Below are 13,034 nucleotides of genomic sequence, written 5' to 3'. Positions count from 1 at the left end.
TTAGCTTATCAGTATAAGCCCGCAGGCCCGCAGTGTTACGGGTTAGCAGGTGCCGGGTCAGCGGGCGCAGGCGTGACAGGGTCAGCAGGTGCCGGAGCGACCGGATCGGCAGGTGCCGGAGCGACCGGATCAGCCGGAGCTGGCGTGACGGGATCAGCGGGCGCAGGCGCGACCGGATCAGCCGGGGCTGGCGTGACAGGCGTTTCAACCGTGACGTTGTTGGTGTCACCGGTGTTTTTCGCGCCCATATTGCTGTCGCCAAAGACGAACCACAAAAGCAAAGCCACTGCGACGACCAAGCCACCGACGATGAAGCCAAGATTGCTGGCCGGTTTAGGCTCTGTGATACGGATGTCGCGCTCGGGTGGTGTGCGATATTCTTCAGCCATGATGAAGTCTCCTTGCAGAATGTATCTGCCAAGGAAACGCCGCTAAGGGCGCTTTGGTTCCATTGGGGTGCAAAACCCAACATCAATGCGCCACCCCAGCCGCAACGCTTTCATCAATGAACTGACCTTCCTTGAAGCGCCACATGTTGAACGCCTCGGCCAAAGCCCCCGGTTCGCCTTTCGCCATCAGTTCGGCCATCGCCCAGCCCGAGCCCGGAATCGCCTTAAACCCGCCCGTCCCCCAACCGCAGTTGATAAAGCAATTCCCCAGCGGCGTTTTCGAGATGATCGGCGAGCGATCCCCGGTCATATCGACAATCCCACCCCATTGCCGCAGCATTTTCAGCCGCGAGATCATCGGGAACGTCTCAATCAGCGCCCGCAGGGTTTCCTCGATATGGTGGAAAGAGCCGCGCTGGGTGAAGTTGTTGAAGCCATCGGTGCCACCGCCGATCACCATCTCACCCTTGTCAGATTGCGACATATAGCCATGCACGGTGTTGGCCATCACCACCACATCCATGCAGGGCTTGATCGGCTCGGACACCATGGCTTGCAGCGCCACCGCCTCAATAGGCAACCGGAATCCCGCCATTTCAGCGACTTGGCCCGAATGGCCCGCCACCACAACGCCCAGCTTCTTACAGCCGATAAAGCCTTTGGTGGTTTCCACCCCGGTCACAACCCCAGCTTCCGAGGTCACACCTTTGACCTCGCATTGCTGGATGATATCCATGCCCATATCCGAGCAGGCCCGCGCATAGCCCCAAGCGACCGCATCATGCCGCGCCGTGCCACCGCGCGCCTGATAGAGCGCGCCCAAGATCGGATAGCGCGGCCCGTCGATATTGATGATCGGCACCAACTCCTTGACGCGCTGCGGCGAAATCCACTCGGTCGCAACACCTTGCATGTTGTTGGCGTGGACGGTGCGCAGATATCCCCGCACCTCATGATGGGTTTGCCCAAGCATCAGCAGACCACGCGGGCTGAACATCACGTTATAGTTCAGATCCTGCGACATCGTCTCATAGAGGCTACGCGCCTTTTCATAGATCGCAGCCGAGGGGTCTTGCAGATAATTCGAGCGGATGATCGTGGTGTTCCGCCCAGTGTTGCCACCGCCCAGCCAGCCCTTTTCGATGATCGCCACATTGGTGATGCCGAAATTCTTGCCAAGGTAATAGGCGGTCGCCAGACCATGCCCGCCTGCGCCCACGATGATCACATCATAGTGCTTTTTCGGCGCAGGTGCGGCCCAAGCACGCTCCCAGCCCAAGTGATAATTCAGCGCCTGTTTGGCGATGGCGAAAACCGAATAGCGTTTCATGGGCTGGCCCTCATATCTTCCGCCGCTTATCGCGTGATCCCTGTTTGTATCCCGCACCACCAGCGGCACAATCGGGAAAATTACGACATAGGTGGTGATTTCAGACCGACGCCCCGGCCTGCGGCAGAATCCCCCCTTTTGCGGGGCCGCCAAACCGCCTACATCGGGGCCAGTGAGTAAGGGGCGGATGATGCAGGATTGGTTTTTCTGGGCAGCGGTGACAGCCCTCACGGTTGGCGTCGTGGCGATCCTGCTACAAGCCTACCGTCGCGGCGATGCCAGCGGCGACTCTGACGCCGCTCTGAAAGTCTACCGCGATCAGCTGGCCGAGGTCGACCGCGACCTTGCCCGCGCGGTGATCTCAGACCCAGAGGCCGAGCGGGTGAAAACCGAAGTCTCGCGCCGCCTGCTGGATGCTGACCGTGCGCGGCAAATCCCCGCCGCCAACAGCCACGGCAAACTCTGGCCCACTGCCCTCGCCCTCATCCTAGCGGCTGTGGCAGCGCTTTACACCTATGACCGCATCGGCGCCCCCGGCTATGGCGATCTGCCCTTGACCGACCGCCTCGCCATGGCTGATCAGGCCTACCGCGACCGCCCGAGCCAAACCACAGCCGAGGCCGCAGCCCCTGCCCCCGCAGCCACGCCAAAGCCCGATGCCGAATTCGTAGCCCTGATGGAAAAACTCCGCGCCGCTGTCTCAGCCCGCCCGGATGATCAACAAGGCCTCGCCCTGCTGGCAAAAAACGAAGCCCAGCTTGGTAATTACATCGCCGCCCGCAAGGCGCAAGAACACCTGCTCAGCCTGATCGGCGACAAAGCCAGTGCCAATGATCATGCAGGCCTAGCGCAAACCATGATCTTCGCCGCAGGGGGCCTTGTGACGCCTGAAGCTGAAAAACACCTGATCCGCGCGCTGGAGCTTGACCCCACAAACCCGCTCGCCCGCTATTTCTCGGGCCTGATGTTCGCCGAAATCGGCCGCCCCGACCGGGCTTTTGCCCTGTGGGAACCCTTGCTGCGCGAAGGCCCCGCGACCGCCCCTTGGATCGCGCCCATTCAAGGCATGTTGCAAGACACCGCCGACGCCGCTGGCATCAAATACCAACTCCCCGCCACCAAGGGCCCGACAGCGGAAGATGTCGCCAACGCAGGCGAGATGTCGGCGGCAGATCGCCAAGACATGATCAAAGGCATGGTCGGCCAGCTTGAAACCCGCCTGACCACCGATGGCGGCCCGGTGGAAGACTGGGCCAAGCTGATCACCTCGCTGGGGGTGATCGGCGAAAAAAACCGCGCCAAAGCCGCCTATGACAAGGCGCTGACCGTGTTCCAAGCCGATGACGCCGCTTTGGGGACAATCGAAGCCGCTGCCTCCACCGCCGGGGTCACGCCATGATCCTGACCGACATCACCGACTTCGCCGCAAGCCTGCCGCAGGGCCGTGCCATCTGCGGCCTCGACCTTGGCGACAAAACCATCGGCATCGCGGTTTCCGACCTGCGCCGAAGCGTTTCAACCCCAATCCACGTTATCCGCCGCACCAAATTCACCGAAGACGCCAGCGCCCTGCTGGCGATCCTGACCGAGCGCAACATCGCAGGCATCATCCTCGGCCTGCCCCTCAACATGGACGGCTCCGAAGGCCCGCGCGTGCAATCCACCCGCGCCTTCGCCCGCAACCTGATAAAGCTGACCGAGCTGCCGATCACCTTCTGGGATGAACGCCTGTCCACCGTTGCGGCAGAGCGCGCGCTGATAGAGGCGGATACGTCTCGAAAGCGTCGCCGCGAGGTGATCGATCAAGTCGCAGCGGGCTATATTCTACAAGGTGCGCTGGATCGGCTGGCCTATATGGGCCGCACGCCGCCACCTCAACAGGATGAGACCTGAATGGACGAAGTCTGGAAACGCGAAGAAGTTCAAAGCCCCTGCGTCAAGCTCTGCGTCGTCCACCCCGAGGCCCGCATCTGCGTCGGCTGTTTCCGCAGCATAGATGAGATCGCAAGCTGGTCCCGCCTGTCCGCGCCCGAGCGCACAGCCATCATGACCGACCTGCCCTCCCGCGCGGCCACGTTGACCAAGCGACGCGGTGGCCGCATGGCCCGGCTGTCGGGCTCAGATCAAAACACCTAAATAAGCAAGTAATATCTGATGATTATCACATTGCCGTTACCGCTGCACTGTGGTCAGGTAACACATGTTAACGATTCTTAAATTGGAGTGAAAATGCTGCCCTTCGGAAAATACGCCGCCCTCACAGCCGTGCTTGCAATGTCTGCTTGTACCAGCAGTGGCGGAGGTTCAGGTTCGCTCAGTGCCGCACAAGTCCGCGCCCTGCCCGTCACCGCCACTATGCCGACGAGTGGCAAAGCCACCTATAAAGGCAAAACTTCGCAAACCGATTATGAACCAAGCCTCGGCGGTAATCTGACGCTCACCTCGGATGTCCGTCTGGACGCTAATTTTGCAACCAATCAAATTGATGGTACGGTCTCAAATATCAAAGCCAAAGCCGCACAAGGCAGCGTCGCGTATGATGGCAGCCTGAGAGGTACGGGTAACATCTATGGATCGCAATTCGATGTTCGAACCACAGGTGTGCTGACCTCCCGCAATACTGGAAATACTATTTATACTGGCGCCGACATTGACGGCACGTTCAAAGGCACAAATGCCGATGCTATTGATGGCAGCGTGACATTCGTCGGCTCGCCAACAACATCCTTAATTGCGATCAAACAATAGCAGCTTTGGCCCAGCCAATGCCTGCGGGCAGGGCTGTCGCGGTCAGGATCAATGTGAGACACTCGCTGTTTTTCAGACAGTTGCAGGCGGCGATTTGCGGCGGCATGATCGCCGCAGCACCTCTACCGCTTGCCGCCCAAACACCCGCCACCGACTGGCAGGCGGCCCTCGACTCCGGCTCCCCCCGCCTGATGTTGTTTGCGCTGCAAATCGAAAAACCCCAAGGCGCGGATGATTTCGTGGCAAGGCTGCAATACGGCCAAGCCATGCAGCAGACCAAAGCGGCGCCGCCGGTGATGCTGTCCTACCGCGCCAATCTACGCCCGATTGTCGCCTATGATGGCAATATCAACTCTGGCGCGCCGGGCGATGGTTACTACATCGGCGATATCCTGTTTCACAACGAAGACCCCGATGCGCGCGCCAAAGCCGGGATGGTGTTTGGTGGCGAAGCCAGCCTGACCGTCCGCTTTGCCATAGCCCCCGGTCGCACGTTGGATTTGACGGCTTACGGCACACAAGCGCATTCCTTCGACTATGGCCTTGATGTTCTGAACGCGGGTCTCTCGGCGTGCGGCGCGCAATATTTGGGCCGCACCAGTTGGGCCGAGATTTGCCTCGGCGACACCTTCAGCCAGCGTGACAATGCACCCGAGCGCGAACGCTTTGCCTCCATCGGCATCAGCAAAGTCTTCGCCTCGCGCTTTGGTTTCCACGAAGCCCGCGCCACCGTGCAGACATCCCAACGCAAGGACTACGACAAAACCAGCCTCAGCTTGCAGCTGATCACCGCCAAGGCAGGCTTGGGCGCGCTCACCCTGCGCATCGACGCAAGCGAACGCATCCCCGGCTACAACACCCGCCTGTTCGGCACCTCTGCCGCGCTCACCCGCCCCATCGCGGGCGTCTCGACCACGCTATTCGCAGGCTACGGCGTCGAGGCCGGCGGCGCGATTTTTGGCCAACCCCGCCGCGATGAGGTTTTCTCCATCGGCCTCAGCCGCAAACTGACCAGCCACGCCGAAGCCAGCCTCCGGCTCAGCCAGCGCCAATCCACCATTCCGGCCTATGATGGGGTTTCGGTCGATCTCGATGTGGCCCTGATCGACTTCTGACCCAAGGTTGACACGACTCGCGGATCGGCCCAGCCTTTCCTCATATTTCCAAGCTGTTTTCAGCGATATGAGGTTGCCATGCCAATTCCCACCCTTGGGCAAATTCCCTTAGATTTTGCCACCCTGCGCGCCGGATACCCCACCTACAACCGCCTGCCCAAGCACATCGGCGATTACATGGATGCGCTGAATGTCGGCAACACCGGCCCGCGCAACACCCCCTGTTGCTTCCAGATTTCCGAGGCCCTGAACCTCGCCGGGGCCGAGCATAAAATCCCCGCCCGCAGTTATCGCCGCCCCTGCGCCAGACTGGGCCAGAACTACTACTTAGGCGCTGTCGATGAATTGGAAACCTATCTCACCAACCGCTATGGCCGGGGCGATACGATCTATTCTGGCCCCGCCCACGGCGATATCCACGCCATCAAGGCGCGTCTGTCGGGCCGCTCCGGCATCATCACCTTCCGTGACAACGGCTACGGCCTGCACACCGAGCTGTGGAATGGCGAGCATATCATCCAGAACGGCGCCCCCGGTTCCAATGGCGCGGGCATGTCCGAGCGCGGCATCTTCGGCGTCCCCCGCATCATCTTCTGGCAATGCACGGGCGACGATGCCCGCGACCCTATGCCCGCTTGGGCCGTCGGCTGGTGGCAGATTGAGACCATCACTGATCCCTATTTCTACTACATCTCCGACCAATATGTGGTGTTCTACACCACCACCCGCCCCGCCAATATCCTGACCCAACCGGTGCGGGGGGCGATGATGCAGGGCGTGGTGACGCTGAACGATGCCCGCCCCGGCCTCTCGATCCAATGGGAGCCTTCTGCCGATGGCGAGACCACCGAAACCTATGTCCTCGACGCCGAGCCCGGCCATATGATCGGCAGCATCAACAACACCCTGCCCGCGATTGCCACGAAAATGACCCTCGCCATGCCAGCACCACCGCCACGACGCAGACGCTAGCCAGCGCCTAGCTGACCAATAGATCATCCATCAGCGCCGCCTTGGTCGTGTTCAGCACGGTCAGCACATCGCCCTCGCCAAAGTTGAACACCACATTCGCGCCATACTGCAATGCGTGGCTCAAAGCCTGCGTGGCCGTGCTGACCCCGACAAAGCCGCTCAGCACCAGCACGTCGACATTATCCTCGAAATCCATCACCCGATCCGCGCCAGAGGTTTTCGCGAACAAAAACTGATCCGCCCCCGCCCCCCCAGTCAGAAAATCCCGCCCCGTGCCGCCGTCCAAGCGATCATCCCCCGCGCCGCCAATCAGACTGTCTTGGCCATCAAGCCCGAATAACTGGTCGTTGCCCGCCCCTCCGGTCAGCCGATTGGCCAGCCCGTTACCAGTCCCGGTAAAATCCCCGACCCCGATAAACGTCAGATGTTCCACCTGTGTCTGCACCTCCAGCCCCGGACGGCTCAAAGAATACACCCGCGCCGTGCTCAGCACCGTATCCACGCCCTCGCCGACCAGTTCGCGCACAGAATCCGCCGTCTGATCCACGACATAGGTATCATTGCCGACACCGCCATAAAGCTGATCGCGCCCCATGCCACCATCCAGCCGATCATTGCCGCGCCCGCCAAACAGCGCGTCAATTCCCGCGCCCCCGATCAGCTGGTCCGCGCCATCCTGCCCAAACAGGAAATCATCGCCCGCAAAACCCGAAAGCTGATCATTGCCCATGCCGCCATAGAGAAAATCATTCGAGATCGCGCGCCCATTGATCGTATCATTGCCGCCATAACCAAAGCCAAAGCCCGCATATTGCGCCGCATCCGTGCCCGCCTCGCCAGCAGCAACCTCATAAGCCTCATTGCGCAGGGTCATTTTGGTCAGGCTAACGCCCACAACTTCCCCCGCCGCCTGAGCCGCAGTGCCGTGCTGCCCCAGTGAAAACGCATCCATCGCATGGGCCAAGGAATGTTGATGCCGTGCGGTCAAGGACCCATCGGCATTGATCACCATCAGGCTAGAGGCCCCGGTTTGCAGCCCCGGATACCAGCCGATCCCCATGCCATGTGCGGCGAACCATTCATAACTGGCGGCCGCGAGGTCGTCCTCATTCAACAGCGATCCCGGATCATCGACCTTACCATCAGCATTGGTCTCGGTGATCAGCACCGCATCACCCGCGACCGAGGCAAACAATGTATCCAGCAAGGTTGAAAGCTCTGCACTGGTGGTCGGCAGATGCGTCCCCATCCAGCCGGGATAGAGATGCGACGACCACACCAGATTGTCGCCGACCCCGGCGCGCAAATAGTCCAGCGCCGAAACCCCGCCAATCATCGTGCCCGCCAAGGTCAGGAAATCGCCGTTATAGCCCCAACCGCCGACCAATATCTTGCCCGCCGCCCGCGCCTCAATCAACTCAGTCAAAGCAATCGCGTGATCGGCGTACAGCTTGACGAAATCCGCCTTATCCAGATCGCCCTGCGTGCCGTTGGCCCGTACCGAATGCTTGTAGCCCGCGGATTCGTTCATCAGCTCCCAGCCATAAACCGAATCCTCGACCGATTTATGCTGATCCATCCAGTCGAGCATTTTGCTCCAAGCCCCGGACACATCGCTGTAATTGGCTTCCAGCGCCGCATAGGCCTCGGCGTTGCTCAGCGCAGGCCAGCCCTCAATATTGCGCCCGATATTTTGCGCATCGCCCCCGGCGTACACCATGGTCAGCTGATAGCCTGCCGCCGTCGCCGCCGCGAGAAACCGCTCCATCTGCGGGTTCAGCGACCCATCGGCGTTGAAGGAAAATTCGTTAAACTGCACCCGCAAATTGTTCACCAGCGGCAGGGATGCCTTGATGCTGGCGACGAATTGCTCAGGATTGCCATACATATCTTGCGGGATGATTTGCACCGGGTCCTGCCACGTCCCGCCCGAGCCGTCAGCCGCCTTCATCACGATGTTGATCATCGCAATGCCGCTTGTCGTCGTTGCAGCCGTAAGTCCCATGCCAAGCAGCCTTCTGAACACATCCGCCCAAACGCTTGGCACAAGGCCCCCCAGCCCATGCCAGCGCAGGCTGCCCCCCGCCGCAGCGCCGGGATCAACCTAGAGAAGATGTGGCCGAACTTCGTGGTCAAACTTGGGCAATTTCGCGCAGACGGCGTGGCCATTTGACACGAATGTATTCAGATTATCATAACAACCCAAGGTTGCATATGTTAATAATCCGTTACCTGACCCTTGCAAGCCCTTGATTCATAACGGCTGCAAAACTGTCCACGCGTGGACAACGCCTCTACCAGCCCACAACCTTGCGCAGCATATTCAACGCCACCAAAGTGATAAACACCGCAAATGCCCGTTTCAGCGGCTTCGGATCCATCGCATGCGCCAGCTTCACCCCCCAAGGTGTGGTCAGCATCGTCGACCCAATCACCACGAGAAACGCGGGCAGATTGACCGCTCCCAAAGTATAAGGCGGCGCGTTTTCAATCGGCACGAACAAAAACCCCAGCACCGAAGGCGTCGCAATCAACACCCCCAACCCCGCTGCGGTGGCGACAGCCCGGTGGATCGGCACGCCATAAAGGCTCATCAACGGCACCCCAAACGTACCGCCGCCAATCCCCATCATCGCCGAACAAAACGCCAGCACCGAGGCCATGATCCCGCGCGTAGGCTGCCCCGGAAGCTGCGTGCCCAGCCGCCAGCTAGGCTTGCCAAACGCCATATAAAGCCCCGCCAGCCCCGCCAGCACCCCAAACACCACCTGCAACACCACCGACTTCACCAAAGCCGCCACCAACGTCCCCGCCAAGGCACCGCCGACAATAAACGGTGCCCAATCCCGCAGCATCTGCCAATCCACCGCACCCTTCTTATGATGCGACGCCACCGAGCGCGGCGAGGTCACCACGATCGTCGCCAATGAGGTCGCCACACAAATCTGCATCAACTGCGGCCCGTCATACCCGAGATGGCTGAACGCATAGAAAAACGCCGGCACCAGCACGATACCGCCGCCCACCCCCAACAATCCCGCCACCACCCCAGCCACCCCGCCGATCACGAAAAGCAACGCCACCATCGGCAAAAGCGTGGAAATTTCGGGCATGACAGCTCCTCTTTCGGATACGAAACATAGCCCAAGACTTAGACCGACTTGTCGGCGCATACCAGCCGTTCAGACCTTTCCCTCCCCCCCAATGCAAGCTAAACCTCACCCATTGTCCGACATTTGAGGTTTCCATGCCAAAAACCGTATCGCTAATGCGCTACTCGCTGATCCTTGGCCTTGTCGCCGCTGTCGGCCCGTTCGCGATTGACATGTACCTGCCCGCGATGCCGAAGATCCAAGATGATCTGGCGACCACGATGCAGGCGGTGCAATGGACGATTGTGGCGTATTTTCTGGCCTTCGGCGTGGCGCAGCTGGTCTATGGCCCTTGGGCCGATCAAGCGGGCCGCAAGCCGCCGATGTATGCGGGGCTGGCGCTGTTCATGGTGGGCACGGTGATCTGCGCAGTGGCCCCCACAGTTGAAATTCTGATCTTCGGCCGCTTCATCCAAGGCATTGGTGGAGCCGCTAATATGGTGGTGCTGCGCGCGATGATCCGCGATCTCGCCACCGGAGCCGATGCCACCCGCATGATGTCCACCATCATGATCGTCATCGCGATCTCGCCGCTGTTGGCCCCGCTGTCCGGCTCGGCATTGCTGACGTTTGGCACATGGCGGCTGGTGTTCTGGGCTTTGTTGCTGGCCGCAAGCCTCAGCTTCTTCATGATCTATTTCATGGTGGATGAGACTTTGCCCGCCGAAAAACGCCAACGCTTTGACCTTGTCACCATGCGCAAAGGTCTGGGTGTGTTGTTCAGCGACCGGGGTTTTCTGGCGATGACCTTCCTTGCAGGCTTTGCTTTCGCCAGCTTCTTTGTCTTTATCGCCTCGGCCTCATTCGTCTACACTGGGCAATTCGGCCTCAGCCCCACCCAGTTCTCGCTGGCCTTCGCCATCAACGCCTTCGGCTTCTTCGCGGCGTCGCAATTCGCCGCCACCATCAGCCGCCGGGTTGGCGCAAAAAAGATGATCGTGCGGGCCACGACCGGCTTTGCACTTGCCACCTTCGGCCTGTTCGCGCTGGCTTTGCTGGGCTTTGCCAACCTCTACGTCACCATCGCCGGGCTGTTTTTGGCGAATATGTTCCTCGGCGTCGTATTGCCGACAGCACAAGTGCTGGCGCTAGAGGAACAAGGCGAACATGCGGGCTTGGCGGCATCCTTGGGCGGCACCATGCAGATGGTCGCGGCTGGCGTTCTGGTGGCGGCAACCGGGCCGTTCATGGATGGCACCGTGGTGCCGATGCTGGGCGCGGTTGCTTTGTGTGGCGTGATTGCCTTGGTGCTGTCGCGGCTGATCCCACGTCACGCGGCGGTGGCAGCAGCCTGAAGTTCGCCCAAAGCGGCGTCTAAAACATCCAACCCCGCGCCGGGTTTGTTGGCGCGTTCCGACAACACCCGGCGCCAACCGCGCGCGCCGGGTCGCCCGGTGAACAGCCCCAACATATGCCGGGTGATCTGATGCAGACGCCCACCTGTCGCAATGTGGTCGAGGATGTAGGGCCGCATGGCCTCAACCGCGCCAAAGGCATCCACGCCCGAAGCATCACCCCACAAAGCATCGGCCCCCACCAGCACCGAAGCCGGATCGTGGTAAGCCGCGCGCCCCAGCATCACGCCATCAAGCCCTTGATCCAGCAGAGTTTTCGCTTGCGTTAGCGAGGTGACCCCACCATTGATGCAGATCGTCAAATGCGGGAAAGCCGCTTTCATCCGCAGCACCAGATCATAATTCAGCGGCGGAATCTCACGGTTTTCTTTCGGCGACAGCCCCTTCAGCCAAGCCTTGCGGGCGTGGATGATAAAATGGCTCACCCCCGCGCCTGAGACTTTTTCCAGAAAGTCCGGCAGCACGGTTTCGGGGTCTTGCTCATCCACACCAATCCGGCATTTCACCGTCACAGGCACATTCGCCTCAGCGATCATCGCCGCGACACATTCCGCGACCAGCGTCGGACGCTCCATCAGCACCGCGCCAAAGCAACCGGATTGCACCCGGTCTGACGGGCAGCCGACGTTCAGATTGACCTCGTCATAGCCCCAAGCGCCCGCGATCCGCGTGGCCTCAGCCAGTTCCCGCTGATCAGAGCCACCAATTTGCAGCGCAATCGGATGTTCCGCGGCGCTGAAATCCAGCAGGCGATCTTTTGGGCCATGCAGGATGGCAGCAGCCGTCACCATCTCGGTATACAGCATCGCGCGGCGGGTCATCTGGCGGTGGAAGTATCGACAATGTCGGTCAGACCAATCCATCATCGGCGCGACCGACAAGCGGTGCGCCATTGAAATACTTGTTTTTATTGAATTTTCAGTCATATGTGCTAGATCTCGGAAGGTCGGATTTGGCGTTGTTATGGCGTATTTGGGCCGATAGATCGCAAACGGTAGTCCAAGGACTACCAAAAAACACGTCTTGGACTACCGGAAAATGGGTACAATCGTAGAACGGACGCGTGCGGATGGAAGTGTCGCCTTTCGGGCGCAGATCCTTATCAAGTCCAACAGTCGCATCGTCCATCAGGAATCCTCCACCTTCGATCGGCGCTCGACAGCCGAAGCCTGGCTCAAGAGTCGCGAACGGGAACTTCATTCCCCGGGCGGGTTGGAAGCAGTTCAACGCAAGACAGGGTCGGTCGGAGACATTCTCAAAGACTACCTCATCGAGATGGGAACTTCCATGGGGCGCACCAAGACGCAAGTTCTTCGGTCGATCCGGGCAGAATACATGATCGCCGAAATTCCCTGCCAGGATCTGCGCAGCAAGGACATCGTGGACTTCGCCGGCACCCTGCGACGCGGCGAACGGGACCCATCCACGGTCCAGAACTACCTCAGTCATCTTAGCGCGGCGCTTTCGATCGCACGCACGGTTGAATAGCCCCTAGATTTGTAGACGCCTTGCTTGGTAATTTTGGAAGCAAGGAGGACGATATGTCCACGAACAAATTCACAGATGAGTTCAAGCGCGATGCGGTCGCACAGGTCGAGGATCGGGGCTACCCGGTGCGCGAGGTGGCCGAGCGATTGGGGGTCAGCACCAAGTCGATCTACACATGGCAGAAGCAGTTTTCGCGGCCCGCAAAGGTGATCCAAGAGGTCGATGCGCAAGCTGATGAGATCCGCCGGTTGAAGCGAGATCTGCTGCGGGTCACGGAGGAACGGGACATCCTAAAAAAGGCGACCGCATACTTCGCCAGGGAATCCCGGTGAGGTATGCGTTTATCGCCGAACACCGGCCAATCTTTGCCGTCAGGGCTATGTGCCGGATGCTGGCCGTTCATCCGAGCGGCTTCTATGCATGGCTGCGTGAACCTTTTTGTCAGCGTGCGCTGGAGGATCAGCGCCAAACGGTGCTGTTGAAGC

At 60.1% G+C, this 13,034-nt stretch carries 13 protein-coding genes and 1 pseudogene; 9 read left to right on the top strand and 5 right to left on the bottom strand.

The window, feature by feature from the left end:
• Nucleotides 1-35 precede the first annotated feature (35 nt).
• Both AKV04_RS26355 and AKV04_RS21960 read right to left on the bottom strand, forming a co-directional pair.
• Nucleotides 36-389: a hypothetical protein gene (locus tag AKV04_RS26355; RefSeq protein WP_054008560.1), complete on the bottom strand. Its 354-nt coding sequence runs from the start codon at nt 387-389 to the stop codon at nt 36-38.
• 82 nt (nt 390-471) lie between these two features.
• On the bottom strand, nt 472-1,719 hold the full coding sequence (locus tag AKV04_RS21960; protein ID WP_054008559.1) for a sarcosine oxidase subunit beta family protein: 1,248 nt from the start codon (nt 1,717-1,719) through the stop codon (nt 472-474).
• A gap of 190 nt (nt 1,720-1,909) precedes the next feature.
• Here AKV04_RS21960 and ccmI point away from each other — a divergent pair, with 190 nt between their 5' ends.
• The 6 genes from ccmI to AKV04_RS21930 all read left to right on the top strand — a co-directional run bounded on the left by ccmI (nt 1,910) and on the right by AKV04_RS21930 (nt 6,554).
• A complete protein-coding gene (gene ccmI, locus AKV04_RS21955) occupies nt 1,910-3,118 on the top strand; it encodes a c-type cytochrome biogenesis protein CcmI (protein ID WP_082351807.1) in 1,209 nt (402 codons plus the stop codon).
• Nucleotides 3,115-3,612 carry a Holliday junction resolvase RuvX gene (ruvX, locus tag AKV04_RS21950; protein ID WP_054008557.1) on the top strand — a complete coding sequence of 166 codons (498 nt, stop codon included), beginning with the start codon at nt 3,115-3,117 and terminating at the stop codon, nt 3,610-3,612. Before ccmI ends, ruvX begins: the two co-directional genes overlap by 4 nt.
• A complete protein-coding gene (locus tag AKV04_RS21945) occupies nt 3,613-3,855 on the top strand; it encodes a DUF1289 domain-containing protein (RefSeq protein WP_054008556.1) in 243 nt (80 codons plus the stop codon).
• A gap of 93 nt (nt 3,856-3,948) precedes the next feature.
• A complete protein-coding gene (locus tag AKV04_RS21940; RefSeq protein WP_156317749.1) occupies nt 3,949-4,467 on the top strand; it encodes a transferrin-binding protein-like solute binding protein in 519 nt (172 codons plus the stop codon).
• A gap of 53 nt (nt 4,468-4,520) precedes the next feature.
• A complete protein-coding gene (locus AKV04_RS21935; RefSeq protein ID WP_156317747.1) occupies nt 4,521-5,582 on the top strand; it encodes a hypothetical protein in 1,062 nt (353 codons plus the stop codon).
• A 78-nt stretch (nt 5,583-5,660) separates the two neighbouring features.
• Nucleotides 5,661-6,554, top strand: a complete 894-nt coding sequence (locus tag AKV04_RS21930; RefSeq protein WP_054008553.1) for a T6SS effector amidase Tae4 family protein — start codon at nt 5,661-5,663, stop codon at nt 6,552-6,554.
• Nucleotides 6,555-6,561: 7 nt separating this feature from the next.
• On the opposite strand, the gene AKV04_RS21925 is transcribed toward AKV04_RS21930, so the two are convergent.
• Nucleotides 6,562-8,559 carry a hypothetical protein gene (locus tag AKV04_RS21925; RefSeq protein WP_156317745.1) on the bottom strand — a complete coding sequence of 666 codons (1,998 nt, stop codon included), beginning with the start codon at nt 8,557-8,559 and terminating at the stop codon, nt 6,562-6,564.
• A 289-nt stretch (nt 8,560-8,848) separates the two neighbouring features.
• Nucleotides 8,849-9,667, bottom strand: coding sequence for a sulfite exporter TauE/SafE family protein (locus tag AKV04_RS21920; protein WP_054008551.1), 819 nt, complete (start codon nt 9,665-9,667; stop codon nt 8,849-8,851).
• Between the two features lie 134 nt (nt 9,668-9,801).
• Here AKV04_RS21920 and AKV04_RS21915 point away from each other — a divergent pair, with 134 nt between their 5' ends.
• Entirely contained in the window at nt 9,802-11,001 is a 1,200-nt protein-coding gene (locus AKV04_RS21915) for a multidrug effflux MFS transporter (protein WP_054008550.1), read from the top strand.
• Here the strand turns inward: AKV04_RS21915 and dusA are convergent.
• On the bottom strand, nt 10,977-11,987 hold the full coding sequence (gene dusA, locus AKV04_RS21910) for a tRNA dihydrouridine(20/20a) synthase DusA (RefSeq protein WP_054008549.1): 1,011 nt from the start codon (nt 11,985-11,987) through the stop codon (nt 10,977-10,979). The genes AKV04_RS21915 and dusA overlap by 25 nt on opposite strands.
• A 97-nt stretch (nt 11,988-12,084) precedes the next feature.
• Here dusA and AKV04_RS21905 point away from each other — a divergent pair, with 97 nt between their 5' ends.
• Both AKV04_RS21905 and AKV04_RS27335 read left to right on the top strand, forming a co-directional pair.
• On the top strand, nt 12,085-12,549 hold the full coding sequence (locus AKV04_RS21905) for a hypothetical protein (protein WP_162232930.1): 465 nt from the start codon (nt 12,085-12,087) through the stop codon (nt 12,547-12,549).
• A 53-nt stretch (nt 12,550-12,602) separates the two neighbouring features.
• Nucleotides 12,603-13,034: pseudogene (locus AKV04_RS27335) on the top strand (transposase); the annotation flags it as partial.

The sequence above is a fragment of the Cypionkella psychrotolerans genome (genome assembly GCF_001294535.1).
Classification (GTDB): domain Bacteria; phylum Pseudomonadota; class Alphaproteobacteria; order Rhodobacterales; family Rhodobacteraceae; genus Cypionkella; species Cypionkella psychrotolerans.
The sequence above is the reverse complement of the archived record's forward strand: the minus strand, read 5'-3'. Positions and strand labels throughout refer to the sequence as shown.

Coding starts and splice junctions, on each gene's coding strand:
- AKV04_RS26355 (WP_054008560.1), bottom strand. CDS start 389: ATGGCTGAAGAATATCGCACACCACCCGAGCGCGACATCCGTATCACA.
- AKV04_RS21960 (WP_054008559.1), bottom strand. CDS start 1,719: ATGAAACGCTATTCGGTTTTCGCCATCGCCAAACAGGCGCTGAATTAT.
- ccmI (WP_082351807.1), top strand. CDS start 1,910: ATGCAGGATTGGTTTTTCTGGGCAGCGGTGACAGCCCTCACGGTTGGC.
- ruvX (WP_054008557.1), top strand. CDS start 3,115: ATGATCCTGACCGACATCACCGACTTCGCCGCAAGCCTGCCGCAGGGC.
- AKV04_RS21945 (WP_054008556.1), top strand. CDS start 3,613: ATGGACGAAGTCTGGAAACGCGAAGAAGTTCAAAGCCCCTGCGTCAAG.
- AKV04_RS21940 (WP_156317749.1), top strand. CDS start 3,949: ATGCTGCCCTTCGGAAAATACGCCGCCCTCACAGCCGTGCTTGCAATG.
- AKV04_RS21930 (WP_054008553.1), top strand. CDS start 5,661: ATGCCAATTCCCACCCTTGGGCAAATTCCCTTAGATTTTGCCACCCTG.
- AKV04_RS21925 (WP_156317745.1), bottom strand. CDS start 8,559: ATGGGACTTACGGCTGCAACGACGACAAGCGGCATTGCGATGATCAAC.
- AKV04_RS21920 (WP_054008551.1), bottom strand. CDS start 9,667: ATGCCCGAAATTTCCACGCTTTTGCCGATGGTGGCGTTGCTTTTCGTG.
- AKV04_RS21915 (WP_054008550.1), top strand. CDS start 9,802: ATGCCAAAAACCGTATCGCTAATGCGCTACTCGCTGATCCTTGGCCTT.
- dusA (WP_054008549.1), bottom strand. CDS start 11,987: ATGACTGAAAATTCAATAAAAACAAGTATTTCAATGGCGCACCGCTTG.